Annotated in this window: 24 protein-coding genes; 16 read left to right on the forward strand and 8 right to left on the reverse strand. The window is 64.6% G+C overall.

The window, feature by feature from the left end; genetic code table 11:
- Positions 1–55 precede the first annotated feature (55 nt).
- Positions 56–1069: an extracellular solute-binding protein gene (locus tag PCE31106_RS07255; protein WP_017234224.1), complete on the reverse strand. Its 1014-nt coding sequence runs from the start codon at positions 1067–1069 to the stop codon at positions 56–58.
- A 186-nt stretch (positions 1070–1255) separates the two neighbouring features.
- Positions 1256–2299 (reverse strand): LacI family DNA-binding transcriptional regulator, encoded by a 1044-nt coding sequence (locus tag PCE31106_RS07260; RefSeq protein ID WP_017234225.1) that lies wholly within the window; start codon positions 2297–2299, stop codon positions 1256–1258.
- Between the two features lie 314 nt (positions 2300–2613).
- Between PCE31106_RS07260 and PCE31106_RS07265 the strand changes: the two genes are divergently transcribed.
- The 12 genes from PCE31106_RS07265 (at position 2614) to PCE31106_RS07320 (ending at position 13364) form a co-directional block, all read left to right on the forward strand.
- Positions 2614–3162 (forward strand): SRPBCC family protein, encoded by a 549-nt coding sequence (locus PCE31106_RS07265; RefSeq protein ID WP_150562860.1) that lies wholly within the window; start codon positions 2614–2616, stop codon positions 3160–3162.
- A 192-nt stretch (positions 3163–3354) separates the two neighbouring features.
- Complete coding sequence (locus tag PCE31106_RS07270; RefSeq protein WP_150562861.1) at positions 3355–4827, forward strand: 2-hydroxymuconic semialdehyde dehydrogenase; 1473 nt, start codon at positions 3355–3357, stop codon at positions 4825–4827.
- 88 nt (positions 4828–4915) lie between these two features.
- Entirely contained in the window at positions 4916–5350 is a 435-nt protein-coding gene (locus PCE31106_RS07275; protein ID WP_017234228.1) for a RidA family protein, read from the forward strand.
- A 45-nt stretch (positions 5351–5395) separates the two neighbouring features.
- Positions 5396–5950 carry a 3-hydroxyanthranilate 3,4-dioxygenase gene (locus PCE31106_RS07280; protein WP_150562862.1) on the forward strand — a complete coding sequence of 185 codons (555 nt, stop codon included), beginning with the start codon at positions 5396–5398 and terminating at the stop codon, positions 5948–5950.
- 37 nt (positions 5951–5987) lie between these two features.
- Positions 5988–6983 carry an amidohydrolase family protein gene (locus PCE31106_RS07285; RefSeq protein ID WP_150562863.1) on the forward strand — a complete coding sequence of 332 codons (996 nt, stop codon included), beginning with the start codon at positions 5988–5990 and terminating at the stop codon, positions 6981–6983.
- Positions 6984–7192: 209 nt separating this feature from the next.
- A complete protein-coding gene (locus PCE31106_RS07290; RefSeq protein WP_150562883.1) occupies positions 7193–8386 on the forward strand; it encodes an ABC transporter substrate-binding protein in 1194 nt (397 codons plus the stop codon).
- 159 nt (positions 8387–8545) lie between these two features.
- Positions 8546–9418 carry an alpha/beta hydrolase gene (locus PCE31106_RS07295; protein WP_150562864.1) on the forward strand — a complete coding sequence of 291 codons (873 nt, stop codon included), beginning with the start codon at positions 8546–8548 and terminating at the stop codon, positions 9416–9418.
- Entirely contained in the window at positions 9415–10335 is a 921-nt protein-coding gene (locus PCE31106_RS07300; protein ID WP_017234233.1) for a branched-chain amino acid ABC transporter permease, read from the forward strand. The genes PCE31106_RS07295 and PCE31106_RS07300 overlap by 4 nt, the downstream gene beginning before the upstream one ends.
- Positions 10336–10343: 8 nt before the next feature.
- Entirely contained in the window at positions 10344–11318 is a 975-nt protein-coding gene (locus PCE31106_RS07305; protein WP_017234234.1) for a branched-chain amino acid ABC transporter permease, read from the forward strand.
- A complete protein-coding gene (locus tag PCE31106_RS07310; RefSeq protein ID WP_017234235.1) occupies positions 11315–12085 on the forward strand; it encodes an ABC transporter ATP-binding protein in 771 nt (256 codons plus the stop codon). Before PCE31106_RS07305 ends, PCE31106_RS07310 begins: the two co-directional genes overlap by 4 nt.
- The gene (locus PCE31106_RS07315) at positions 12082–12792 is read left to right on the forward strand and encodes an ABC transporter ATP-binding protein (RefSeq protein ID WP_017234236.1); all 711 of its coding nucleotides are present in this window, start codon (positions 12082–12084) and stop codon (positions 12790–12792) included. The genes PCE31106_RS07310 and PCE31106_RS07315 overlap by 4 nt, the downstream gene beginning before the upstream one ends.
- Positions 12793–13004: 212 nt before the next feature.
- Positions 13005–13364, forward strand: a complete 360-nt coding sequence (locus tag PCE31106_RS07320; RefSeq protein ID WP_017234237.1) for a helix-turn-helix domain-containing protein — start codon at positions 13005–13007, stop codon at positions 13362–13364.
- 210 nt (positions 13365–13574) lie between these two features.
- Here PCE31106_RS07320 and PCE31106_RS07325 read toward each other — a convergent pair whose 3' ends face one another.
- Together PCE31106_RS07325 and PCE31106_RS07330 are read right to left on the reverse strand one after the other, a co-directional pair.
- Positions 13575–14531 (reverse strand): LysR substrate-binding domain-containing protein, encoded by a 957-nt coding sequence (locus PCE31106_RS07325; RefSeq protein WP_017234238.1) that lies wholly within the window; start codon positions 14529–14531, stop codon positions 13575–13577.
- An 11-nt stretch (positions 14532–14542) separates the two neighbouring features.
- Positions 14543–15211, reverse strand: coding sequence for a TetR/AcrR family transcriptional regulator (locus tag PCE31106_RS07330; RefSeq protein ID WP_150562865.1), 669 nt, complete (start codon positions 15209–15211; stop codon positions 14543–14545).
- A 757-nt stretch (positions 15212–15968) separates the two neighbouring features.
- On the opposite strand from PCE31106_RS07330, the gene PCE31106_RS07335 reads away from it, so the two are divergent.
- Positions 15969–16235 carry a YMGG-like glycine zipper-containing protein gene (locus tag PCE31106_RS07335; protein ID WP_017234241.1) on the forward strand — a complete coding sequence of 89 codons (267 nt, stop codon included), beginning with the start codon at positions 15969–15971 and terminating at the stop codon, positions 16233–16235.
- Positions 16236–16335: 100 nt separating this feature from the next.
- Entirely contained in the window at positions 16336–16908 is a 573-nt protein-coding gene (locus PCE31106_RS07340; protein WP_150562866.1) for an EF-hand domain-containing protein, read from the forward strand.
- A gap of 104 nt (positions 16909–17012) precedes the next feature.
- On the opposite strand, the gene PCE31106_RS07345 is transcribed toward PCE31106_RS07340, so the two are convergent.
- From PCE31106_RS07345 to PCE31106_RS07355, 3 genes are all read right to left on the reverse strand, one after another.
- Positions 17013–18380 carry a DUF3100 domain-containing protein gene (locus PCE31106_RS07345; RefSeq protein WP_017234243.1) on the reverse strand — a complete coding sequence of 456 codons (1368 nt, stop codon included), beginning with the start codon at positions 18378–18380 and terminating at the stop codon, positions 17013–17015.
- A 395-nt stretch (positions 18381–18775) separates the two neighbouring features.
- Entirely contained in the window at positions 18776–20290 is a 1515-nt protein-coding gene (locus PCE31106_RS07350) for an aldehyde dehydrogenase family protein (protein ID WP_150562867.1), read from the reverse strand.
- Between the two features lie 102 nt (positions 20291–20392).
- The gene (locus tag PCE31106_RS07355; RefSeq protein ID WP_302476047.1) at positions 20393–21367 is read right to left on the reverse strand and encodes an NAD(P)-dependent oxidoreductase; all 975 of its coding nucleotides are present in this window, start codon (positions 21365–21367) and stop codon (positions 20393–20395) included.
- Positions 21368–21449: 82 nt separating this feature from the next.
- On the opposite strand from PCE31106_RS07355, the gene PCE31106_RS07360 reads away from it, so the two are divergent.
- Together PCE31106_RS07360 and PCE31106_RS07365 are read left to right on the forward strand one after the other, a co-directional pair.
- Positions 21450–22379 carry a LysR family transcriptional regulator gene (locus PCE31106_RS07360; RefSeq protein WP_150562869.1) on the forward strand — a complete coding sequence of 310 codons (930 nt, stop codon included), beginning with the start codon at positions 21450–21452 and terminating at the stop codon, positions 22377–22379.
- 519 nt (positions 22380–22898) lie between these two features.
- Entirely contained in the window at positions 22899–23963 is a 1065-nt protein-coding gene (locus PCE31106_RS07365) for a porin (protein WP_150553557.1), read from the forward strand.
- Positions 23964–24200: 237 nt separating this feature from the next.
- Here the strand turns inward: PCE31106_RS07365 and PCE31106_RS07370 are convergent, their stop codons facing one another.
- On the reverse strand, positions 24201–26477 hold the full coding sequence (locus tag PCE31106_RS07370; protein ID WP_150562870.1) for an autotransporter outer membrane beta-barrel domain-containing protein: 2277 nt from the start codon (positions 26475–26477) through the stop codon (positions 24201–24203).
- Positions 26478–26655 lie beyond the last annotated feature (178 nt).

Below are 26655 nucleotides of genomic sequence, written 5' to 3' on the forward strand. Positions count from 1 at the left end.
CGCTTGTTTTGCTCCTCTTCCTCGTTGAACGTCAGGGCGAAACGACCCTGCGTGCTTAGCGCACGTTCTTCAGATACTGCTGACCGAACGCGTCCTGCTGCGCGGCGAGCTTCTGCAAATCGACCGGTTTCACCCGCGCGTAGTCGCTCGCGGGCAAGAACTTGGCGGCGACCTCGGCCGGCATCGTGCTCGCGCGCACCGGACGCAGGAACGCTTGCGCCCAATGCGCCTGGCCCTTGTCGGACAGCGTGTAGTCGATCACCTTCTTGCCGTTGTCCGGGTGCGGGCCGTTCTTCACGAGCGCGATCACGTACGGCAGCGACACGGTGCCTTCCTTCGGGATCACGAACTGCACGTTGGCGTGGTCCTTGTAGATGGCACGATAGGCGTTGAAATCGAAGTCGATCAGGATGGGGATCTCACCCGAGAGCACGCGCGCATACGCCGTTTGCTTCGGCACGATCGGGGCGTTCGCCTTGAGCTTCTGGAGATAGCTGATGGCCGGACCGAAGTTGTCCATCGACCCGCCGAGCGCCTGATTGGCAGCAATCGCGGCGGCATAGCCGGCGAATGCGCTGCTCGGATCCAGGTAACCCACCATGCCGCGATATTCCGGCTTGAGCAGGTCGGCCCACGAACGCGGCACCGGCTTGCCTTCCAGCGCGTCGCGGTTCACGAAGAAGCCGACCGTGCCCGAGTGGATCGTCGTCCACATGCCGTTCGGATCCTTCATGGCGGCCGGCACCTGATCCCAGTTCGCCGGCTTGTACGGCGCGAGCAGGCCCTTCTTCGCCGCTTCGATGGCAGACGTGATGCCCAGATACACAATGTCGGCCACCGGCGCTTTCTGCTCGGCGATCAATTGCGCAACGGCCTGGCCGGAGTTCTTGTTATCGAGCGGCACGCGAATGCCGGTGTCTTGTGCAATCGCCTTGACCTGACCGGCCCAGTCGGCCCATTCCGGCGGGCAGTTGTAGCAGATGGCCGTCTGCTGAGCCTGCGCGGCGCCAGCGCCGAGCAGGGTGAACAGCGCCAGCGTGCGGGCGGCGCGGGTGATCCAAAGCTTCATGTTGGTAAGCTCCTGAATGTCTGAGCGTTGGCGGAACTCACGTGCCGCCGGATAAGTGCGGGCCTCATGCCCGGATGCCTGATTGCCTCGGCCGGCGCTGAACTCTCTTTCCGGAGTCAGTCGTCGGCCGCTTTCCTTGCTACTACGTTCCCTTCAAAACCGTGCAATACCGTTCGATGGCGCGTCTCACCCCCGCCGGCGCGGCGGTGCCGACACCGTGCCGCCGCGACGAATCTCGTGCGGCAGAATCAGCGCATGGCTGAGTGAGGCGTCGTGCGAGGGCGTCGCGCCGACGCGCGCGTCGATCTGGGCGAGCAAACGTTGCGCCGCGTGACGGCCGATGTCCACACTCGGCTGTACGACCGTCGCCAGCGTCGGCGAGAGCAGCTCGCCCACCCCCAGCCCGTCGAAGCCCAGCACCGACATATCGTCGGGCACCCGCAGCCCCGCCTCGCGCAGGGCGCGCATCACGCCAAGGGCGAGCAGATCGTTGGAGCAAAACAGTGCCGTGGGACGCGCGCCGTCGCGCTCGCGCTGCGCGAGCCATTCGCGCACCCGCTCGCCACGGGCCCCGCTGTTGAAGTCGATCTCAAAGGCCGGCCGCGGCGTCAGCCCAGCGGCCTGCATGGCATCGCCGTAGCCGAGATAGCGGCGCTTGGCGCGGTCGGAAGCATGCAACGCGCCCGTCACCATCACGATGTCACGATGACCCGCCTCGATCAGCATGGCCACCCCCTGCGCGGCAGCGGTCCGATTGTCCACGGAGACGCACGGACGCTCCGGCGCATCGTTATAGACGAGTTGGCACGCCACGCCCTCCGCCGCGATATCGTCGAGCAGCGCGCTGTGCTCGGCGTCGGCCAGCGTCAGCAGCAGGCCATCAACGCGCTGCTGCAGCAAGGTCTCGATGGCGTTGCGCTCGCGCTCCGGGTCGTATTGGGTGGTAACGAGCAACAACCGTCGGCCCGTGCCGTCAATGGCGGCTTCAATGCCTTCCAGGCAATCGGCAAAGACCGGGTTGCCCAGCGTGGGCAGCATCACGCCGATCAGTCCCGTACGCTCGCCGCGCAACTGTCGGCCAAGCGCATTGGGACGAAATTTGAGCTCGGCGGCGGCCGCCTGCACGCGCGCCAGTGTCTCGGGACGCACCAACCGAGGTGAATTGAGCGCGCGCGACACCGTCGCAATCGAACACCCCGCGCGCTGCGCCACGTCCCGAATATCTGCCACGCTCGTCTCCTTTGTGTCGTACCGTCGATATTTGCCGTTGACGGATTTTTTGCAAATGTAAACGTTTACGAAAACGTTTTCACTTCGGGATTCTATGGAGACAATGTGATGAATTCATGACATCGCCCAAAAAATGACAAGGAACGACAACGGGCAGACACCGCTGGCAATTCGCCCGTCCAGCCCTGGCTCGCATTGCCCGGGGTGGTCGACATGAGCAGCGGCACGCCGGACCCCGGGATGCCGCCTATACTGAAATTCCCCAGCCCGAAGGGGCATGACGGCACCCTCTCCCTCCACGACCGGGATCGGCCATGAACGACTATCACTTCCTCACCTTGTGGCGGCTCACCGCGCCGCTGGACGAAGTCTGGGACGCGATTCGCGACGTCGACCACTGGGCACGGTGGTGGCCGTGCGTGCGCGACGTGCGCACGCTTGATCCGGGCGACGCGCAAGGCGTGGGCGCGGTGCGTGTGCTGACCTGGCACGGTGCGCTGCCCTACTCGCTCACCATCGAGACGCGCGTCACGCACGTCGACCCGATGCGCGAGGTGCGCAGTGTCGCGTCAGGCGAGCTGGAGGGCACCGGCGTGTGGCGCTTCGACACGGAAGGGCCGATCACGGCGGTGCGCTATGCCTGGGACGTGCATACGGAGCGCGCCTGGATGAACAAGCTCGCGCCCATTGCCCGTCCGCTGTTCCGCTGGAATCACAACTACGTCATGCGACGTGGCGGCGAAGGCCTCGCGGCATTGCTCAACGCCCATCTGGTGGAGTGCCTCGACACCGACCTGCCGCCCGCCGCCATCGGCGAAGCGCGCGAGGCGCGCGCACGGATGAGCCACGACGCGCACCACTGAGCCTGGCTGCTGTTCCCCGCTGCCCCCTTTCTGTTCCCTGCTGCCCCTTGCTATTCCAATCAGGAATAGACACCACGATAGTTTTCATTATTTTTTATATAGCCAGATGCCTAGACTGGAGGGCATCCGGCGGTTGTGCCTTGGCGTTCGCGCCCTCGCCACCCCGCAAAACACCCTGCTCCAGGAGACCTCGTGAGCCTTGCGACTCCGCCGCTGCTGCGGCACTACGTAGATGGCGCGTTCATTGCCACCGATCGCCAGTTCGATAATGTCAGCCCTGTCGACGGGCGGCTCGTCGCGAAGGTTTGCGAAGCCGACGCCGCTACCGTCGATCGCGCCGTGCGCGCCGCGCGCCGTGCCCTGCACGACGGGCCGTGGGGCAACACCACGCCCGCCGAGCGCGCCGCGGTGCTGCATCGGATCGCCGACGGCATCCAGGCGCGCTTCGACGATTTCGTCGCGGCCGAAGTGGCCGACACGGGCCGCCCCGTCGAACAGGCCCGCACCCTCGACATCGCACGCGGCATCGCCAACTTCCGCATGTTCGCCGATCTCGTCAAGACGGCCGGCACCGAGATGTACGACATGCGCGCCGCCGACGGGGGCGACGTCATGAGCTACGTCACGCGCAAACCGCTCGGGGTCATCGGCATCATCTCGCCGTGGAACCTGCCGCTGCTGCTCTTCACATGGAAGGTGGCCCCCGCGCTGGCGATGGGCAACTGCGTGGTCGCCAAGCCGTCGGAAGAAACGCCCTCTTCCGCCACCCTGCTCGCCGAGGTGATGGACGCCGCCGGCGTGCCGCCCGGGGTCTTCAACCTCGTGCACGGCTTCGGCCCGGGCTCGGCCGGCGAACACCTGACGAAACACCCGGACGTAGCGGCGATCACCTTTACCGGCGAGTCGCGGACCGGCAGCGCGATCATGAAGGCCGTGGCCGACGGCGTGAAGGAAATCTCGTTCGAACTGGGCGGCAAGAACGCCGCTGTCGTGTTCGCGGACGCCGACTTCGAGCGCGCGCTCGATGGCGTGGTTCGCTCGTCGTTCACCAACGCGGGTCAGGTGTGCCTGTGTTCGGAGCGCGTCTATGTCGAGCGGCCGATCTTCGACCGTTTCGTCGCCGCGCTGGCCGAGCGTGCCGCCGCGTTGCGCATCGACGCGCCCGACGCCATCGGCGTGCAGATGGGTCCGCTCGTGTCTCGCAAACATCGAGAGAAGGTGCTCGCTTACTATCGTCTGGCGGTGGAAGAAGGCGCGACGGTCGTGACCGGCGGCGGCGTGCCCGCCTTCGGCGATGCCCGCGACGACGGCGCCTTCGTCCAGCCCACGGTCTGGACCGGCCTGCCCGATACGGCGCGCTGTATCCGCGAGGAGATCTTCGGCCCCGTGTGCCACGTCGCCCCGTTCGATAGCGAGGACGAAGTGATTCGCCGCGTCAACGACAGCGAGTACGGACTTGCCGGTTGCGTATGGACAACGAACCTGTCGCGCGCGCATCGCGTGGCGCGTCAGTTCCAGACGGGGCTCGTGTGGGTGAACACCTGGTTCCTGCGAGACCTGCGCACGCCGTTCGGCGGCGTGAAGCGCTCGGGACTGGGCCGCGAAGGCGGACGCCACTCGCTCGACTTCTATTCCGAAATCACCAACATCTGCATCAAACTGTGAGGCGACGGTGCGGGGGTATCGATGGGGGTCGAGCCCCCCGCACCCGTGCGCCGTCCCAAGAACAAGGCACAACGGAGACTGACGACACATGAGCGCATCGCAAGACACGCAGGCCCGCGTGGTGGCCGGCAAGGCCAAGCCGCGCGGCAAGTTCCCGCACATCAAGCGCGCCGGCGACTTTCTGTTCGTCTCGGGCACCAGTTCGCGCCGCCCGGACAACACCTACGCCGGTGCGCAGGTCGATGCGCTGGGCGTGACGCAGCTCGACATTCGTGAGCAGACGCGCGCCGTCATTGAAAACATTCGCGACATTCTCGCCAGCGAAGGCGCCACCCTCGCCGACGTGGTCGAAGTCGGCGCGTTCCTCGTGAACATGAACGACTTCGGCGGCTACAACGCGGTGTACGGCGAGTATTTCGACGAGAGCGGGCCGACGCGCACCACGGTGGCCGTCCACCAGTTGCCGCATCCGTTGCTGCTTATCGAAATCAAGTGCGTGGCCTACGCGCCGCGTTCGCGTTGAAGCACCCCGAGACTCCACCTGACGCCGCATGACCCGGGAGACAGCATGTTGACGTATGGCAAGCCTTTCAATTTCCAGCGATGGATCGACGATCACGCGTCACTGCTCAAGCCGCCCGTCGGCAATCAGCAGGTCTGGCAGGACAGCGATTTCATCGTGACGGTGGTGGGCGGACCGAACCATCGCACCGACTTTCACGACGACCCGCTCGAGGAGTTTTTCTATCAGTTCAAGGGCAACGCGTGGGTCAATCTGTGGATCGACGGCCGCCCGGAGCGCATCGACCTCAAGGAGGGCGACATCTTCCTGCTGCCGCCGCATGTGCGCCACTCGCCGCAGCGGCCCGAAGCGGGAAGCCTGTGCCTGGTGATCGAACGCCAGCGCCCGCCCGGCCTGCTCGACGGTTTCGAGTGGTACTGCCTCCAATGCGGCACGCTGGTTCACCGTGTGGAAGTGCAGCTCAAGAGCATTGTGACCGACCTGCCGCCGCTGTTCGAAACGTTCTACGGCACCGAGTCGCTGCGCCGCTGCCCGAGTTGCGGCGAGATCCACCCGGGCCGCGCCGCGCAACCCAAGACTACGGCACCGGCGTCGGCCTGATTCGCGACGCCGCGCCCAGCCCCTTACCCGTTACGTCATGAAGAAAATCGACATGCACGCCCACTTCTTCCCGCGCATCACGCGGGACGAGGCGGCCCGCCTTGACCCCGCTACCGCGCCGTGGCTGCGCATCGACGACGGCGGCGAGACCGGCAACATCATGCTCGACGACCGCGCCTTCCGACCGGTCTACCGCGCGCTGTGGGACCCCGCGCTGCGCGTCGAAGAACTCGACCGTCACGGCATCGACCTGCAAGTGGTCTGTGCCACGCCGATCATGTTCGGCTATCGCTACGACGGGCACGCAGTCATGGACTGGGTGCAGCGCATGAACGATCTGGCGCTCGAGCACTGTGCCTACGCGCCGTCGCGCCTGAAGGCGATGGCGCAAGTACCGCTGCAGAACCTCGATCTGGCCTGCGCGGAAGCGTCGCGCGCCAAGGCGAGCGGCCACGTCGGCGTGCAGATCGGCAACCATCTCGGCGACAAGGACCTGGACGACGAACAGCTCGTGGCCTTCTTGCGGCACTGCGGCAACGAACACATCCCCGTGCTCGTGCATCCGTGGGACATGATGACCGACGGCCGCATGAAGCGATGGATGATGCCGTGGCTCGTCGCCATGCCTGCCGAGACGCAGCTCTCGATCCTCTCGCTGATCCTTTCTGGCGCGTTCGAGCGTCTGCCCCGCTCGCTCAAGCTGTGCTTCGCTCACGGCGGCGGCGCGTTCCCGTATCTGCTGGGCCGTGCCGAGAATGCCTGGCATTGCCGCGACATCGTGCGTGCCGACAGCCCGCATCCGCCGTCCCATTATCTGGATCGTTTCTACGTGGATAGCGCGGTGTTCGACCCGCGCGCCTTGCGCCTGCTGGTCGACACCCTGGGCTCGGAGCGCATCATGCTGGGCTCGGATCATCCGTTCCCGCTCGGCGAGCAGGACATCGGCCGCCTGGTGGCCGAGCAGCCCGATCTGGACGACGTGGCTCGCCACCGCATTCTGGCCGCGAACGCCCGCGAGTTCTTCGGCCTGTAACTGGTGCTTTCCCGAGGTGTTTTTGAAATCGCTTGCCTACGTAAAAGGCGTCGTTTACGCTGGGCACTTAAATATTTGATGCTTAAACAATTTAGGTAGTCTGACGCGCCTGGCCTGCGATGACCGACGTGAAGAAGCGGTCAAGTCTCCCGGCGCGAGTCCTCTGCGGAAAGTGTTTGCCTGTTTTGGAACTAAGTTTGGAGACCATGATGACGGGAACGAAGACCACGCAACGCAAAGCCATCGCCGTGCTCGGCGCCCTTGCCGCCGGCGCGGCGATATTCGCCTCGAGCGGCGCGCACGCCCAGGTGAAAATCGGCTTCATCGGTACGCTCTCCGGCCCGGGCGGCGCGCTCGGCCAGGACCAGTACGACGCCTTCATGCTCGCCATCGAGCAAAAGGGCGGCAAACTGGGCGGCGTGCCGGTGCAGGTGATCAAGGAAGACGACCAGCTCAAGCCCGACGTCGGCGTGCAGGCCGCGCAGAAGCTGGTGGAGCGCGACAAGGTATCGCTCATCACCGGCGTGACGTTCTCGAACGTCATGATGGCCATTCACAAGACCGTGACGAATGCGGGCGTGGTCATGGTCGGCTCGAATGCCGGGCCGACTCCGATTGCCGGCGCGCAATGCTCGCCGAACTTCTTCTCGACGTCGTGGGATAACGACGAACTGCACGAGGCCGGTGGCCAGCTCTCGAGCGACCTGGGCTACAAGAAGATGTACGTGATGGCCCCGAACTATCAGGCCGGACGCGACGCCGTGAACGGCTTCAAGCGCGACTACAAGGGCCAGATCGTCGACGAGGTGTACACACAGGTCAACCAGCCCGACTACTCGGCCGAAATCGCCCAGTTGCAGGCCGCCAAGCCCGACGCCGTCTATGTGTTCTATCCGGGCGGCATGGGCGTGAACTTCGTCAAGCAATACCGTCAGGCCGGGCTGCTCGGCAAGATTCCGCTGATCTCCGTGTCGACCATCGACGGCTCGACCCTGCCCGCGCTCAAGGAACTGGCGGTCGGCGCCATCACCAGCGCCCCGTACTCGCCCGATCTCGACAACGCGCAGAACAAGCAGTTCGTGGCGAACTTCCAGAAGAAATACAACCGCGTGCCGTCGATGTATGCCGCGCAGTCCTACGACGCCGCCAACCTGATCGACTCGGCCCTCACGAAGACCAAGGGCAACGTGGCGGATCGCGAAGCGTTGCGCGCCGCACTCAAGGCGGCCGATTTCTCGTCGGTGCGCGGGCCGTTCAAGTTCGCCAGCAACCAGTTCCCCGTGGCGCAGTTCTACCGCGTGGATGTCGTGAAGGACGCCAACGGCGCCCGGTTCGCGACCAAGGGGCAGATTCAGATCAAGACGCGCGCCGATCTGGCCGCGCAGTGCAAGATCAAGTCGTAAGGCGACGGGCGGGCATCGCCGGCGTGCGGTTCGACGCGGACGATGCCCGCCGTTGCCGACGCGCCGCACGGCCGTCCCGGGCGGGCGCGATACCACGCGATAGGCCGGCGGCACTGCAGGTGCACGACCCGAGCCGTACCTGAGCACGATCGAGGGTTTATGAAGCGCTACCGCAATTTCGACGAGGCCGAGCTGGACGTTCAGTACAACGCTCGCGCCACCACGCCCAACGTTCTCGACATCCTGACGCAGTACGCCACCGAGAGCGCGCACGCCCGCGCGACCACGCCCTGCGTCCTCGATGTCGCCTACGGCGATCACCCCGACGAGACGCTCGACATCTTCCCGTCGCCGGTCCCCGACGCCCCCGTCTTCTTCTTTGTTCACGGTGGCTACTGGCGCGCGCTCGGCAAGGACGATTCGAGCAACATGGCGCCCGCCTTCACACGCGCCGGCGCGACGGTCGTCACGATCAACTATTCGCTTGCGCCCGGCGCCTCGCTTGATACCATCGTCGACCAGACGCGCCGTGCATTGGCCTGGGTGTACCGGCACATTGGCGAACACCACGGCGACGCCCGCCGCATCCACGTGTGTGGCAGCTCGGCCGGCGGCCACCTCGTGGGCATGCTGCTCGCTCAGGGTTGGCACGCCGATTACGGCGTGCCCCACGACGTCGTCGCCGGCGCCGCTCCGCTCTCCGGCCTGTTCGATCTCACGCCGATTCCGTTCACGCACATCAACGACTGGATGAAGCTGTCCGCCGACGACGCGCATCGCAACAGCCCCCACTTCCATCTGCCCGCGCACGGCTGCCCGATCGTGGTGTCCTACGGCGAGAGCGAGACGGCGGAATTCAAGCGCCAGAGCGAGGACTATCTCGCGGCATGGCGCGCCCGTGGCTTCGCAGGCGATTATGTCCCGATGCCCGGCACCAATCACTTCGATATCGTGCTCACGCTCAACGACACCGCCAGTCCGCTCACGCAAGCCATCTTTCGCCTGATGGGGCTACCCCGGGAGGCCACATGAGTCTGACGCTCTTCGTCATGCAGTGCCTGAACGGGCTGCAACTCGGGGTGCTGTTGTTCCTGATGGCGGCCGGGCTCACGCTGGTGTTCGGCATCATGAACTTCGTCAACCTCGCACACGGTTCGCTCTACATGATCGGGGCGTTCATCGCCGCCACCGTGTACAACCACACGGGCTCGTTCGCGCTCGCCGCGATCGCCATCGTTCCCGCAATGCTCGTGATCGGCCTGATCGTCGAATTCGTCGCACTCAAGACGCTGTACGACCGCGATCACCTGGATCAGGTGCTGGCCACCTTCGGTCTGATCCTGTTCTTCAACGAGCTCGCGCGCATGATCTGGGGGCCGTCGCCGTATTACATGGAAGTGCCCGACTGGCTCGCCGGCACGGTGGATCTGTTCGGCCTCGCGTATCCGGCGTATCGCTTCCTGATCATCGTGGTGGGGCTGGCCGTGGCGCTGGGCTGCTATCTGCTGATTCACCGCACGCGCATCGGCATGCTGATCCGCGCCGGGTCGACCCATCGCCAGATGGTCGGCGCGCTCGGCGTGAACATCGTGCTGCTCAACTCGCTGCTGTTCGGACTGGGCGCGATTCTCGCCGGGATCGCCGGGCTCATGGCCGGCCCCATCCTGTCGGTGCAGCCGGGCATGGGCGAGCCGATCCTGATCCTGACGATGGTCGTGATCGTGATCGGCGGCATCGGCTCGGTGCGCGGGGCATTTCTCGCGGCGCTGATCGTCGGCGTGGTCGATACCGTGGGACGCACTGCCCTGCCCACGCTGCTGCGCAGCCTCATGGAGCGCAGCACCGCCGACACCGCCGGGCCCGCGCTCGCTTCGATGCTCATCTACCTTGTCATGGCCGCCGTGCTTGCCGTGCGTCCGCAAGGTCTCTTCCCGGTCAAACACGGTTGACGATGGAAATGAAACTCAATCTTCGCACCGCCGTGCCGCTGCTGTTGCTCGCCGTGCTGGCGTTGGTGCCCCTCTACGCGACGTTTGCCCAGCAACCGTTCTATCTCACCTTGTTCGGGCGCATTGTGGTGTTCGCCATCGCGGCCGTCTCGCTCGATCTGATTCTCGGCTACGGCGGCATGGTGAGTTTCGGCCACGCGCTGTATCTCGGGCTGGGCGCGTATGTCGTCGGCATTCTCAGCTATCACGGCATCGACAACGGCTTCCTGCATCTCGGGGCGACGCTGCTGCTGTGTGCCGTCGTCGGCGCCGTCACCGGCTTGCTCTCGCTGCGCACGACCGGCATCGCCTTCATCATGATTACGCTGGCGTTCGCTCAGATGTTCTACTTCCTCGCCGTCGGCCTGAGGCAATACGGCGGCGACGACGGCCTGCCAGTCACCGCCGGCAGCCGCTTCGGCAGCATGACGCTCGACGACCCCGCCACGCTGTATTACGTGGCGTTCGCCGTGCTGTGCCTGTGCGTATGGGCCGGTCGCCGGCTGGTCGATGCGCGCTTCGGCATGGTCATTCGCGGCGCGCGCCAGAACGATCGCCGCATGCGCGCGCTCGGCTATCCGACACTGCGTTACAAGCTGGTGGCGTACATCATCAGCGCCATGACCTGCGGCGTGGCGGGCATGCTCTACGCCAACCTCACGCATTTCGTCTCGCCCGCCTACATGGCGTGGACGGCGTCGGGCGAGTTGATCGTGATGGTCGTCCTCGGTGGGCTGGGATCGTTCTTCGGGCCGGTACTGGGCAGCGCCGCCATGCTGCTGATCGAGGAATGGCTCAAGGGCATGACGGAGCACTGGATGATTATCTTCGGGCCGCTCATCGTCGTGGCGGTGCTGGTATCGCGACGCGGCCTGTATGGCCTGCTCGGCGACCTGCAGGTGCGGCTCGCCCGGCGCGCCCGTACCGTGGAGGGCAAGGCATGACCCTGCTTCAAGTCGACCAACTGGTCAAACGCTACGGCGGGCTGATCGCCACCGATCACTTTTGCCTGGATGTCGCGCCGGGGGAGCTGCACGCCATCATCGGCCCGAACGGCGCCGGCAAGAGCACGCTCATCGGCCAACTGGCCGGCGAACTGCGCGCCGACGAAGGCAGCATTCATTTCGATGGACACGACATCACGGCCATGCCAATCGAGCAGCGCGCCCGCTCGGGGCTCGCGCGCTCGTACCAGATCACGTCGGTGTTTCGCGAATTCACCGCGCTGGAGAACGTGCTCGTGGCCGTTCAGGCGATGCAAGGCCATAGCTTCGGCTTCTGGCGGCCAGCCATTCGCGAAGCGGCGCTCGTCGAACCGGCGCGCGAGATCCTGGCGCGCACCGGACTGGCCGCGCGCATGCACGTGCCCGCCAGCGCGCTTGCCCACGGCGAACATCGTCAGCTCGAACTGGCCATGGCGCTCGCGGGACGCCCGAAACTGCTGCTGCTCGACGAGCCGATGGCCGGCATGTCGCAGGCCGAGTCCGAACAGATGACGCATCTGCTCGCCGATCTCAAGGGCGATTACGCCATCGTGCTGGTGGAGCACGACATGGACGCGGTCTTCGCGCTGGCCGACCGCATCACCGTGCTCGTCTACGGGCGCGCCATCGCTTGCGGCAACGCGGACACGATCCGCAACGACGCGGGCGTGCGCGAAGCCTATCTCGGGGATGACACCCGCAACGAAATGCTGGGAGCGACCGCATGAGCCCCTTGTTGTCTTTGTCTGGCGTCGAGTCGTACTACGGCGCGAGTCAGGCGCTGTTCGGCATGCAACTCGACATCGAGCGGGGGGCGTTCGTCACGCTACTCGGCCGCAACGGCATGGGCAAGTCGACCACGGTCAAGTCGATGACGGGCCTCATGCGCCCTGCCCGTGGCGAAATCGTGTTCGACGGACAGCCGGTGCACGCCAGCCCGTCGCACCGTATCGCGCGCGCGGGCATGGGACTCGTGCCGGAGGGACGCCAGATTTTCCCCACGCTGACAGTGCGCGAGAACCTCGTGGCCACCGCCAGCAATCGTCATGGTGCGCGCTCGCCGTGGACACTGGAGCGCATCTACGCCCTGTTTCCGCGGCTGCGCGAACGCGAGAAAAACCTCGGCAGCAACCTGTCCGGCGGCGAGCAGCAGATGCTCGCGATCGGCCGCGCGCTGATGACGAATCCGAAATTACTCATTCTCGACGAAGCGACGGAGGGGCTGGCACCGCTCATTCGGGGTGAAATCTGGCAGTGCCTGAAGCAACTCAAAGGCAGCGGTCTGTCGATCCTGTGCATCGACAAGAACCTTGCACCGATGCTCGAACTCGGCGATCGCCACTACATCGTCGACAAAGGCCGTGTAGCTTGGCAAGGCGACTCGCCAAGCCTGCGTCGCGCGTTGCCGGAATTACAGGCGTATCTGGGCGTTTGAGGCACGCGCCACGCTGCGTACCGCACCGTTTTGCGTACACTCTACGGCACCTCGTTTCGGCGGGGTGCTTGGTCCTCGATGGGTGTCATACGCGAAAATCCGGAGTGTTTTGTGAAAGCACCCAGTAGAACTCTGTGGTGCAATCGGTTCCGCTTGATTGACTTCGCAAGCGTGCTTATCCCTTCACTTAACACCGACACCCGGGTAGGACTATGGCTTACTCCAATACGCCTTCGAATCCCTTCCGCTGGCTGCTCTCTCAGGACACCGGTGCGCCACCGCCTGCCGAACCGGCGCACGTCAAGAACGGCCTTCCTGCGGATCTTCCGCTCAATATCAAGGAGCTGCCGCGCACACCGCTTCCGAAACTTGAAGTTTTTCCCGACGAATTGCTCGCCCTGCGCAAGCATCTCGGCATGTCGCGTAACGTCTTCGCGCACTACTTGCGTACGAATCCGCGCACGCTGGAGAACTGGGAGCAGGGTCGCGCGCGCCCCAATGCCCAGGCCGCCTGCCTCATTCGGCTCGTGCAACAGAACCCCGGGCTAGTCTCGTCGCTCGCACGTCTCTGACCCGCATTCGCACGATCGTCATCGCATCCGTGGTGGCTTCGCTGCAGGGTTTCGCAAGTGTCGCGATTGCATTCACGCCATTCGCCGCGTCGGCAGTTCGCGTTACGGTTGGGGCGCGTGGGCAGGTTCATGCGCCGGCCCATCGCAAAGGGCGGCACGCCGATGCACCGGCATGCCGCCCTTCGTTTGGGCGACATCGGCAGGAAGGCGCTACGGCCTGAGGCCGCACGCTTCGCGAAGGCAGGCGACGAAACGCTCACAAGCCGGGCTCGGCGGCCTGTCGGCACGCAGCGAATACCCCACATCGCCGAAGCTGCCGGGCATGGTGTCGGCCAGCACCCGCAGCAATCCCGATTCCACGAACGGCGTGGCCGCCACACGCGGCATCAGCGCCACTCGCGGGGTCTCCAGCATCAAGCCGATGTTGGTCAGCACCGAGAGCGACTCGACGACGTCCTCGGGCAACGCCAGCCCCGCATCGTGGAAGAGCCGCTCGGCAGCGAGCCGCGACGGCGATTCCGGCACCGGCAGAATCCACGCCCCTTCACGCAACTGCGCAAGCGGCACGCGCGCCGGCCCCTGTGGCCAGTGACGCGCCCCACCGACCACGCTGAGCGATTCGTTGAAGAGCACTTCGTGCGTCAGGGCGAAGGCGTTGGCGACAGGCAATGCCCGCTCGGGCAGACGGCCCACGACAATATCCAGGTCGCCGCTGGCCAGCGCGGGGAAGAGTTGCGCGGTCGTCGCTTCACGCACTGTGACCAGTACGCCCGGGGTCCGCGACTTGAGCATCGCAATCGTGCGCGGGAGAAGATCCGCGGCGGCCGAGATGAGCGTACCGACGATGACGTGTCCACTGGTACCTGCGCTGAACGCATTCACTTCGTCCGTAAGGTAGCGCAGCTCCGCCATCAGCGATTTCACGCGATGCCCGAGCAGTTCGCCCAGTTCCGTAGGCTGCATGCCGCGATTACTGCGTACGAAGAGCGGTCCTTCGAAACACGATTCCAGCTCGTGCACGATCTTGCTCACGGCCGGTTGTGTGAGACCGGTTTCGTTGGCGGCGCGCACGAGCGAGCCCGTCTCGAGCACGCGATCGAACACCTGAAGCTGGTGGAACTTGAGCTTTCGTCCGAGATTGAGGGAGGTCCAGGGCAGCGAGCGCATCGGCGTGCCGTTCAGGCCGCCGCCGCGGAGCCGGACGGTATCACCGCCCCCGGCACGCCCTGCGCCGCTGGCGCCACCGACGTAGCGGCGTCAGACTCGGCAGGTTCCCCCGGCAGGAATGCGACGACGTACTCCTCCAGCATCGCGGCGTCCGGCAGGGACGCCGGATTGACATGGTGGTTGACGAGGCATCCGTCGAACGTCAGCACAAGCATATCCACCAGACGCGCACGTCTCACGCTATCGCGCGCAAGGCTCGGTGCGACTGCCGCCAGCATGCCCGACAGATGCTCGCGAAACCAGCGCAGCAGCGATGCGTCGTACGGATCGCCCGGGCGGACGGTGGCCAGCGCCTGCACCAGGTTGTGCGAAAAGCCGTTGTCGAGTCTCGGCATCTGGACCAGCAGGCCGTCGAGCAGAGTACGCATGCGGGCGTGAGCGCCGTGCGCCGCCATCACCTCGGCTTCGAGCAAGGTAATGCGCGCCTTGAACCAGGTTTCGTAGACGCAGAAGAAGACCTGCAACTTCGCGGTGAAGTAGCTGTAGATGTTCGCGTGGGAAATGCCGGCACGCTTTGCGATCTGCACCATGGTCGTTTCGACATAGCCCTTGTCGAGAAACAGGGCATGCGACGCTTCCAGAATGGCCAGACGAATGTCTTCTTTCTTGACTTGTGGCATGGATAAGCTTGCGCGGATAGGCCGAGCACCTCAATCGATTTGTCTCAACAATCGCTGAATTCAGTACCGAACTTCAGCGGGCACAGTATGCCAGCGCAAACGCAGCTTGCGGCGAAAACTAAGCGCAAATACTCCCCCGGACTTTCCCGATGGTTTCAACGCATTCAGCGCGGTTTGCGATGACAGACATCGCGTAATACGCCGCGTAATCGCATACTCCGCGCATTCCGCACCTTCCGGCATGAATGGCGGCTTTTAAAGCGCCGGCCGAGACATTTCAAATTTGAACAATTTCGATGTCACGCTTTCGACAGCTCCGCTTTACAACGACATCCGCCGGCGGCGTCGCACAAGCACAGGAACATGAGCGATGGTGCGTGCGCCAGCGTCGCTGGTGTCGCCCTCCGCATCGTCAGAACGTCCACAATTTATTTCGGACTGCATTTTATATACCGATCGCACAGAAAGCACTGTGGAACTCACAGGTTCGCGACCGTCACGCCCGACCCAAGGGCTTTACAAAGTCTTACAAGATCGGGCGACCCAAATACCGCAACTTGCGTCAAACCTAAATCAATCAGCGCTGGCGACGGACGCCATGAATACGAATACCGCGCAATACCGCATTGGACTGCGCATCGACCGTAAATGGATCGTGTATCAAGCCTGCGCCGTCAGCGACCGCTGTTATTGAACGGCAGGCGATGCCTGCGATTGCCCGGGGCCCGACGCCCCCTCTTTGAAGGAGTCATGCGTCATGAAAACTACACAACGATGGATCTCGCACCTCTCCCGTCTGTCACGCTCGGCCGGCCCGGTACTCGCTGGGGCCGCATTGATCGGCACGCTGGCCGGCTGCGGCGGCATGACGCCCCGCGAATCGCGTAATACGGCAGTTGGCGCCGGCGTCGGCGCCCTGGGTGGCGCCCTCATCTCCGGCGGCGACCTGGGCACGACCGTGGGGGGCGCCGTCGTCGGCGGCGTGATCGGTAACGTCATCACGGACGACCGCCGTCGCCGTTGATACCGGTCTCCCCGTCATCGGGCGGCTCCCGTCTCGTCAGCGCATCGCGTCGCGAGGCCGATACCGCCGTCAATGCTCAACGAATCAGGAGAAGCGCGGCATGACATCTCAACAGACACCCCATCAACGTACGCTTCGAACCCTTGCGACACGACGTATGGCGCGCCGCACACTCGCCGTCGTCACGCTTTGCGCCAGCGCCGCCGCCCTGTCGCTCGTCGCGCTGCCTGGCCACGCACAGACGCGGGCGCCGATGAACGGCGTCGTGCCGACGACACCTTCGGCGCCCATGCCTGCGCCGTCACCGGGCCCGGACTACGGCGACGCGTCGGATCAGAACGCGGCGCTCGGGCTGTACCTGCAACGCTCGTTCGACGCCATCGACACCAATCGCGATGGCAAGATCGACCGCAATGAATGGTCGGCCTATCAGCACAGCCAGCTGCAGGCGCGTCGCGCCACGTTCGAGCGCTATTTCAAGGCGGCGGACAAGGATGGCGACGGTTATCTGAGCCGCGACGAAACGGCAGCCGCCGAGCCGTTCCTCGATCGGCATTTCGAGCTGATCGACGCCAATCGTGACGGCAAGCTCTCGCCCGCGGAGATTCGCGCTTACTTCCGCCGTTACTATCACGAGCGCGCGCAAGCCGACGCGGCAACCACGAAACCCTGAGCCCCTCGCTCGGTAGCGCAAAAAAATACGCCACGGCATGCCGTGGCGTATTCGCTTGCGCGTCGTGCGTGCGGCGTGTCACCGCCGCGCACAACAGGCACGTATTACACGTGGAAGAACTCGGCAATGAGCGCAGCACCGAGGAACGTACCGGCGTTCGCGAGGAACGACACGACCACGATGCGCCAGCCCAGACGACGGAACGCCGGCACATCCTTGGCGACCGACAGACCGGCGTACGTCAGCATGGGCGTCACCAACGAGAGGAAGTTGATCTTCCCGGTGAACTGCTCGACGATCGGCGCGAACGGGAAAGCCGGCGACGTCAGGAACATCGCAATGAGCGACACCCAGCACACGGCGGGCACCTTGCGGCGCGTGACGTAGTACAGCGCCTCGCCCACGATCACGGCACCGATCATGATGACCATGCCCGGCACGCCGTCGAGGAACGGCGTCTTGAAGGCGATGGTGTTACCGACCAGCGCCAGCGCACCCGAGAACACCCAGGCGAACAAACGTGCACCGAAATTCATTTCGACGGTGTGCGCCGTGCTCGCTTCCTTGAGTTCCTTGGCGGCGTCAGCATCGGCCACCGCAGCGGCTTCGGCGTTGGCGCGACCGCGGCGGCTCATGCGGCCTAGCACCGGCTCCATCACGCGGTAGCCCCACACGGCGAGCGGCAGCGAGATGAACAGCGTGAAGTACGTGCCGATGGTCGTCGTGATCAGGTTCGATGCGGCGGCGAACGTGGCCACTTCCTTGGCGACTTCCGGCGTTTGCTGCGCGGCGATGGCGCCGGCGGCAGCGGCCATCATCGAACCCGAGCCCACGCCGGCGCCCATGGCGAGCGAGTGCGGGTGGAACAGATTCAGGCTGGCGATGAAGCCCGCGAACAGCGAGATGAACACTGCGCCGAACACCGTGCCCGTCAGGTACTCGGCCAGCACGCCACGGCCTTCCGGCGAATCGAAGCCATACTTTTCACCGATGATGGCCAGGCTCGGCTCACGACCGACCGAGAACGTCGCTCCGATGGCCTCGCGCTTGATGCCGAGCATCAGCGCGACCGGCAAGCCCAGGATGATCGTGCCCACGAAATGGCCAAACTCCTGGAACACGAGCGCCCAACCGGCGGCCACGAGTTTGGGCAGCGAGCCCCCCACGAGCAGCCCCAGCTTGGCCACGAAGAGCAGTAGCGCCGGTTGCAGAATGGCGGACGCCTTGTGTTGCATCGGCAGGTTGATCTGCGCAAAACGCGGCAGACGCGCTTGCGACAAACCCAACGCCGCGCCGAGCAGCAACGCCCAGACCATCGGCAGCAACACGATCTTGCCGTGCCCCGCATTGATGCTGATCGCCCCGATCAGCTCCGCGATGACGAGAATCACGATTGCCCAAATATATAGGCGCACACCATCGCTGAAGGCGCCCCCTTGCGGTTGGCCCGCGCTTTTTTCCATGACTGCCATCTGGGTCTCCCCTGCACTTGCTATTGAACCGGTCCGGTGCCGTCCGGTGACCCGGAAGGTGTACGAACATTTCGGTGGTTAAGGAAATTCGGCACGCCATCCGTCCGGTCCCCAGACCGTCGGACTTTCCCATGACGCCTGACGGCTCGCCAGGTTGGCACACCTCGGTGACAACAACAGCGTTCCGCGCCGAACCACCCGAGGGCGGCATTATACGCGGCCAAAATGGCCGTTTCGGCCCCGAATCTCACGGGCTGAAACGGCTCCGTACCAAGCGGCGTCTCACGACCGTCGCCCCGGTCCAGCGCGCCCCCGTCGACGCGACGCCCCCGACGACCGAACGCATGACGACACCCCTTCCCCCCGGATGGCCCTACGCTCGCCGCGGACCAGCATCAGACGTAGCCAAACGGCGTGGCGGGGTTCGCCGCGGTCTCGACCCACACGCTCTTCGTCTGCGTGTACTCATACAGCGCTTCCATGCCGCTGGAGCGACCGTAACCGCTATGGTGGTAGCCACCGAACGGCGACGCCACGTTGATCGTCTTGTAGCCGTTGATCCAGAAGGTACCGGCATTGACCTGTGCCGCCACGCGGTGCGCGCGCGCGACATCCTGCGTCCACACCGCGCCGGCCAGGCCGAACTCGCTGTCATTGGCGATCGCCAGCGCCTCTTCCTCCGTGTCGAAGGGAATCGCCACGACGACCGGGCCGAAGATTTCGGTACGCGCCACGCCCATCGCATTGTTCGCGTCGGCCAGCACCGTGGGGCGCACAAAGAAGCCGCCGTCGCTGCGCTGCTGCGTGCCGGCCACCAGACGTGCACCGCCCGCGACGCCCGCGTCGATCATGTTCATCACGTGTTGGTACTGGGTACGGTTGCAGATCGGGCCGACTTCGGTCGCGTCGTCGAGCGGCTCGCCCACGCGGATCTTCTCTGCGCCGCGCGCGAGCATGTCGACCATCTCGTCGTACACGCCGCGCTGCACCAGCAGGCGCGAGCCGGCCACACAGCTCTGGCCTGCGCTCGAGAAGATGGCGGCCTGGGCGCCGAGGCAGGCGCGCTTCAGGTCGGCATCGTTGAACACGATATTCGCGGACTTGCCACCCAGTTCCAGCACGCTCGGCAGCAGGCGCTGCGCGGCGGCCGCGGCGATCTTGCTGCCCGTGGCGGGCGAGCCGACGAACACCACTTTTTTGACGACCGGATGCGAGATCGCCGCCTGACCGGTGGTGTGACCGAAACCGGCGAGCACGTTGATGAGACCGCGCGGCACGCCCGCCTGCTCGGCCAGTTCGGCCACCACCAGTGAGCTGGCCGGGGTCAGTTCCGACGGCTTGAGCAGCACGCCGTTGCCCATGGCGATCGCCGGGGCGAGTTGCCAGCCGCACGTAAAGACCGGGGCGTTCCACGGCGTGATCTGCAACACCACGCCCATCGCTTCGCGACGCGTGTAGTTCAGGTGCGTGCTCGGTACGGGGATGACATCACCATAGAACTTGTCGGTCCAGCCCGCGTAGTACTCGAACATCTCGGCGACCTTGGCGACTTCACCGCGGCAGTCGCGAATCGGCTTGCCCGCGCCAATCGATTCGAGTTGCGCGAGCGCTTCGGCGTTTTCGCGGATCTTGCTGCCGACGGCCTGCATCACACGACCGCGCGCCGCATGGGTCAGCGCCCACCAGGTTTTCTGCGCGGCTTGCGCGGCGTGGGCCGCCTGGGCCACGACGGCGGCACCGGCGTCGCGATACGACAACACCGTCTGGCCGGTGGCCGGGTTCACGATCTCGATGTTCGCGTCACCCGTGCCTTCGAGCAGTTCGCCATTCACGAACGAGCCGAGGGTGGTGGCCTTGGGGAAGAACTTTGCAAATGCGCCGAGCAAGGCGGCGGCTTGTGGGTCTGCCATGAGAACACTCCGTGCGACGCGCCGCATCGGGCGCATCGTTTCGTCAAACAACAATGAAAAATCAAACGACCCGGCGTAATGCCGGAGCGGGCTGACGCGCAATCACGCCCGGCCTGGCTCGATGAACTGCACGATGCGATTGAAGTCCTCGTCATCGCCTACCGTTGCCGCGCTTGCGGCCCACAGACGACCGACTTCGGCCGAGAGCGGTCCCGTGGCGAGCGTGCCCGTCTGCTCGGCGAGTGCCATCGCCAGACGCACGTCCTTGCGCATGAGCTTCATCGTGAAACCGGAGTCGAACGCGTTGTTGAGGATCCACGTCGGGTAGTTGGTCTGTGTCACGCCGCTGCGGCCCGAGCCGGCATTCAGCCCCTCCAGCACTTGCGCCGGCGCTACGCCGGCGGCTTCGGCCAGACGCATCGCTTCGCCCGCCACGACCAGATGCGCCGCGCACATCAGGTTGTTGATCAGCTTGGTCACGTGACCGGCGCCCACGTCGCCGATATGCACGCGCTTGGCGGACATGGCGGCGAGCACCGGTTCGATCCGCGCGATGTCCTCCACCGAACCGCCCAGCACCATCGTGAGCGCGCCGTTCAGGGCGCCCTTCGGGCCGCCGGAGACCGGTGCGTCGACGAGCGCGATCCCCTTCTCGCGCAGCGTGGCAGCCAGTCCACGCGTGCTTTCCGGATCGGCCGTCGAGGTGTCAATGACGATCAGGCCTTCGCGACCGTTCGCGGCAATCCCATCGGCGCCATTCACCACGGCCTCGACGACCTGCGAGGTCGGCAGCGACAGCACGAGGGCGTCGGCTTCGCGGGCCAGTTCGGCAACCGACGCCCGCAGTCCGACGCCCGCGTCGGCCAAGGCGCGACCGGCGGCCGGCGACGGATCGAAGCCGAGCACCGTGAAACCGCCGCGCTGCAACGACAGCGCCATGCCGCGTCCCATGTTGCCCAGTCCGACCACTCCGATGATTTTCATGTTGACTCCAGATTGACTGCGAGGATGACGTCCCCCCCTTGGGCGACATCGCGTTGCTTCGTCAGCCGAACGCGCCGGCCAACGCTTGGACATTGATTGGCAGTGTGGGATGAAAAAAAACGACGCTCAATGACAACGCTTGAAGATTTTTGTTCTAAAAATTAGTCTTTAGGGTATGACACCTGCCATCAACGAAAACCGACTGCTGTATCTGTTTGAAGCTGTCCAGTGCGGCACCGTGCGCGCCGCGGCGGACAGACTGGACATTGCCCCTTCGGCCGTCAGCCGTCAGATCGCCCTGCTGGAGGCCGAAATGGCGCTGCCGTTGATCGAACGTCACAAACGCGGCGTCCACCTGACGCAGGCCGGCCGGTTGCTCATGGAGTATTACCGGGAACAGCGCGCACACCAGGAGGACTTGCTTGCCAAGCTGCAGGAGGTGCGGGGGTTGCGGCGCGGGCATATCCGGCTGGCGGTCGGCGAGGGGTTCGTCAGCGATCTGATGGGCGCGCCGCTGCAGTACTTCTGCAAGCGCTATCCGGACATCACGCTCACGCTCGATCTGGCGGGAACCAACGAAGTCATGCGGCTGGTCGCGGAAGACGATGCGGACATCGGGCTGGTCTATAACCCCCCGATCGAACCCAAGATCGTGTCGCGCGCGCAGATGCGCCAACCGGTGCACGCGATCGTCGCGCCCGACTCGCCGCTCGTCGAGCGGTGTCGCGCGGCCGGGGGACTCAAGCTCGACGCGCTCTACGACGTGCCGCTCGCCCTTATGCATGGGGCGTATGGCACCCGCCAGTTGATGGCGCTGGCCGAGCAGTCGGAAAAGTATCGGCTGACGCCCGCGGTCACGACCAACTCGATTTCCGTGCTCAAGCATTTCGTGCGCGCCGGACTGGGCGCCACATTCCTGCCCGCGTTTGCCGTGTCGCAGGAGATCGAGGCCGGCGAGCTGCGCGCGCTGCCGATCGATCACCCGATTCTCAATCAGGCCGAAGCCCATCTCGTCACGCGCACCGGCCGGCGGCTGTCCGGCGCGGCCAACCGCTTGCTGACCCATTTGGCGAGCAAGATGGAAGCGTTTGGCGCCCCGGACTGACGTGAACGGCCAACGTCGACTGGCATGGACCGGGTCGCCGCGTTGCCCGGCTTCGGTTGCTGGCACGCAACAATCGTCGTATTAAGCCTTTCCCCGATGTTGCGCGCGGGGGAATTCGTCTATAAATGAAGCCATCCGGGCGATAACGGCTCGTTGCGTCGCAGTCCATGACATGCGAAGCATCGCCTGCCGCTTCGCCAGCCGAATCCGGTCGTATAGCCGCGTGTGCGCCTGTATTGGCGCCGCCCCGTCGACGACGCTACGCCAGTGGACTGCCATGACGATGAACTCTGACAACCAGAGCGTGACGGCATCACTCGCAACCGCCCGCATGCCCCCATGCGGCGCCCGTTGCCCAGGCGTGCCCGCTTCCCGATGCTTTGTCACTCGTAACGAATTTTCAGGCTTTTCAAGCTTTTTCGACGACATCTCGTGTTGTCTTCGCTTGGACGCTGTGCGACGACGACGGTCATAACCGCGCAAGAAGGTGCGGGGCAAAACGCAACTGGGGAGCAGACCATGAAAAAGAAGCTCATCGCAGCGAGCCTGCTTTGCAGCATCGGCACGTTTGCGCACGCGCAGTCGAGCGTGCAACTTTATGGCCGCGTCGATGGCGGCTTTCAGTTCATGAACCACCTTCAGGACGGCAACGGCGGTACCGTCTCGCGCTGGAGCGCGCAAGGCGGCGACTACGGCACGAGCCTGTTCGGCCTGCGCGGCTATGAGGATCTCGGGCAAGGATTGCATGCGGTATTCAACCTGGAAGGCGGCTTCCAGTTGATGAACGGCTTCAACAACAATGGCGCGGGTTCGATCTTCGACCGGCGCGCGCTGGTCGGCTTCAACTCCCGCTCGTGGGGGCAACTGACGATCGGGCGAAATCTGTTCATCAGCAACGGGGTCTGGGACTTCGATCCATTCCAGCAGCAAGCCTTCTCCTCGGCGTCGCTCGTGCGCGGGCGTAACTGGCCGCAGGCAAGCAACACCGTCAACTACCAGAGCCCGAACTGGTACGGCTTCGACGTGGCGGGCCAATACGCGTTCTCCAACATCGCCGGGCAGTTCAACAACGGGCGCGGCATGGGGGCCCAGTTGACCTATACACATGACCGGTTCCAGTTGCGCGCGTTATATGACGAAATTCGCGATAGCACGGGACGCTTTACCGACGTCTTCGCCACCTCGCGCGAGTACTTCGCCGGCGCGAACGTGTTCCTCAACCGCTTCACGATTTCGCTGGGCTACACGCATATGTCCGCCCCGGACGCGCCGTCGCCCGACTTCGCCACACGCGCCGACCATTACTGGGCCGGCGTCAGGTATCAAGCCACGCAGGTCTGGGCAGCCAATGCCGCGATCTATCACGTCAACGTGCCGGGGGGCTTCGGCAACGCCACGATGTTCGAAGTGGGCACGACATACAGCCTCTCGAAGCGCACGTTCCTGTATGGCACCCTCGCCTTCGTGAAGAACAGCTCGAACCAAAACTTCTCGGTCGCGGCCATTCCGAGCGACTCGCTCGACAATCCGCCCGCCGGGAAGAGCCAGACCGGTGCCTATATCGGGGTGTCGCACTCGTTCTGATCGGGTCGTGCGAACGGAAAGCGCGAACGCAGCGTACGAACGCAAGACGAAAAAAAGCCGTCCGGCGCATTGCCGGACGGCTTTTCTTTGACTGCATGGACAAACTTTACTGCGCTTACTACTGCCGTTACTTCTGCGATTGCTGCCGTTACTTCACGGACTGCTGCTACTGCTTCTGCTACTGCGACTACCTCGCGAAGTGGGCGCCGAACGTGCCGGCACCCGTTCACCTCTGGATTACCAGACGTACTTGAGCGAGCCGGCCACGCCGGCTTGCGTTTGACCCTGACGCAGGCTGCCGTTCACGCCACCGCGCAGCGAGAGCTTCTTGCCGAACTTTACGTCGACACCGGCTTCCGCGCTCACGATATCGCGGCCGAGCTTGTGACCCGTGACGGTCATCGTGCCGGCCTTCGCCGCGTTGGCGAGGGCAACGTCCATCGACGGTGCCGCATGCGCCAGCTCACGCTCGTAGGCAATGCGCAGCGACGGCGTGATGCTGTGCGACGCGTCGCCGAATTCCTTCCACAGGCGGGCACCGATGCCCACGCGTGCCGAGTTGAACTGGCTACCGTCGACCTTGAGGCCGGCCTCGCCGTTTTCCGTGAACCCCTTGACCGACGTGTTCGACACCTTGAGCGTGACGCTCGGATCGATGTTCACGGCGCGGGTGACGATATGCTTGCCGAACTGCGCAAAGCCACCGATGGTCGTCGCGCTCGTCTTGCCGGAGAGGCCGTAGACCTCGCCACCGAGCTTGGCCGTGCGCTGGCTCTTGATGCTGTGTGCGCTATACGACACGCCGCCGTTCGCGAACCAGCCGTCGACTTCATGGGCGCCATACAGACCGACACTGTACGTGCTGACCTTCGACGAGGCATTCTGGCTGTTCGCGCCGTTGGCGTCGACGCTGGCATCGCCGTAGCCGACGGCCACGCCGACACGTGTGTTGTTCTTCTTGGCATCGATCCCCGCGACCATCCCGGCGCCGCGCATCGAAAAGCCAGCAACATCGCCGCGCGCCTGGCCGGTCGTCTGACCGCCCATCGCTTGCGCCCAAGTGGAGATTCCGCTCGTCGCCGAGGCGATGTCGGTGGGCTGCATGAACGCGTCGTCGCCCGACACGCGGTCTTGCATGCCCTTGCGGAACAGATCGGCGTTCTGCTGCGCCGCGTTGGCCATCTGCGTCAGCACGACACCGGCGGCCATGGCCTGGATGGCCGGGTTGACGGGTTGCACCAAAGCTTCCGATTCGGTGGGCTCCGCAGGCGACTCGGTGGCGATGGATTCGTCGACACCCACAACGGTATCCGTCGAATCGTCACCCACGTCGGTGTCCGTCGAATCAATACCCGCGCGGGTGACGTCATCGGGGTTGGTTTCCTTGCCATCGTCGCCGGTTGACTCGCCAAGTTCCTGTTCCAGCGTGTCAATGACTTCGGTCAGCACTTGACGCGTCGTCACCTTTTCCTCGTCGGTGGCATGCTCGCTCGTCTCGACGATGCGAGCCGTCGTCTCGGCGCCTTCCTTGATCTCGCGGGTCTTGTCGTCCATCCACTTGCGCCAGTCGACATCCGAGGCATCCGCCATCACGACGGCGGGCGTTGTCGTCGCTGCCGACTCGGTCGCGGCGGCGGCCACTTCGCTGATCTCGGCGATCGCAGGTGCCGGTGCGGGCACGCCGAGTGCGGAGGCGGTTTCGACCAGCGGGGCCTTAGCCACCAGCAGCTTGGCCTTCTGCTCGGACTTCAGGAGTTCGAGGGCGCGCTTGGCTTTCGCAATTTCGTGGTCTTTCTGCTTCAGGAACGCCGGCTTGTCGAGTTCCGCGGCCATTTTCGCGTTGTTTTCCTTGCCGCGGGCGATGGCGTCGTCAATGCGCTTGAAGAAGTCGTCCGTCGAAAGGCCCGACGCATCGGTGAACGTGCGCTCGTGTTTGACTGTCAGCGACTCGGTCGGCTCCTGGTTCGAGGCAGCGGCCGTCAACTGCGCAGCCGCGGTTTGCCACAGCGTCAGTGTCGCATTGGCCTTCTCTTGCGCCAGGGACTCGTGACGTGCCTGGGTCGCTTCACGCATCTGCGTTGCCTTGCTCAGGTTGGCGCGCGCCTTGTCGAGGCGCGTTTCGGCTTGATCAAGTCCACGCTGAAAGAAATTGCCTTCGGCCTTGAGTACGGCATCGCTGGCATCCATGAGCGCTTTCGTCTGCTTGCGTTCAACCGTGAGGGCCATGACCAACTCGGCCTTCTTGTCCGCCGCGTCGGCGATCACCTGAGCCGCACGGTCCATCGACAGCCCCGACTGTTTGGCCGCCGTCCGACCCATTCGCTTCCAGTTCTCCTCCGCGGCACTCGATTCGACCACCATTTCCGTAGCGGCGTTGGCGCTCACCATGCCGCCGCCCGTCAGGGCAACAGCAGCGGCGCCAGCGATTGCCGTACGGCGTACGCGGGCCGCGAGTGTGTCGGTGTCCTGGGTGGAATGGAGTCCCGTGTGGGTGTCGATAGCGTTGATCTTCATGTTCTACGTCCCTCTTAAATTCGTGATTGGCAATGTCTGGAGTTGCCCCTGTAACTCAGGACACGTGGACACCGTTAGGTTGATGACGCCGCTGCTCGCCTGGTAATGCCCCCCGCAAACCGGCGCTGGGAGAAGTAGAATTTTCTCGTTAAGAGGGAGTTCTGCAGATGAAGAAGTC

The sequence above is a fragment of the Pandoraea cepalis genome (assembly GCF_902459665.1).
GTDB lineage: Bacteria > Pseudomonadota > Gammaproteobacteria > Burkholderiales > Burkholderiaceae > Pandoraea > Pandoraea cepalis.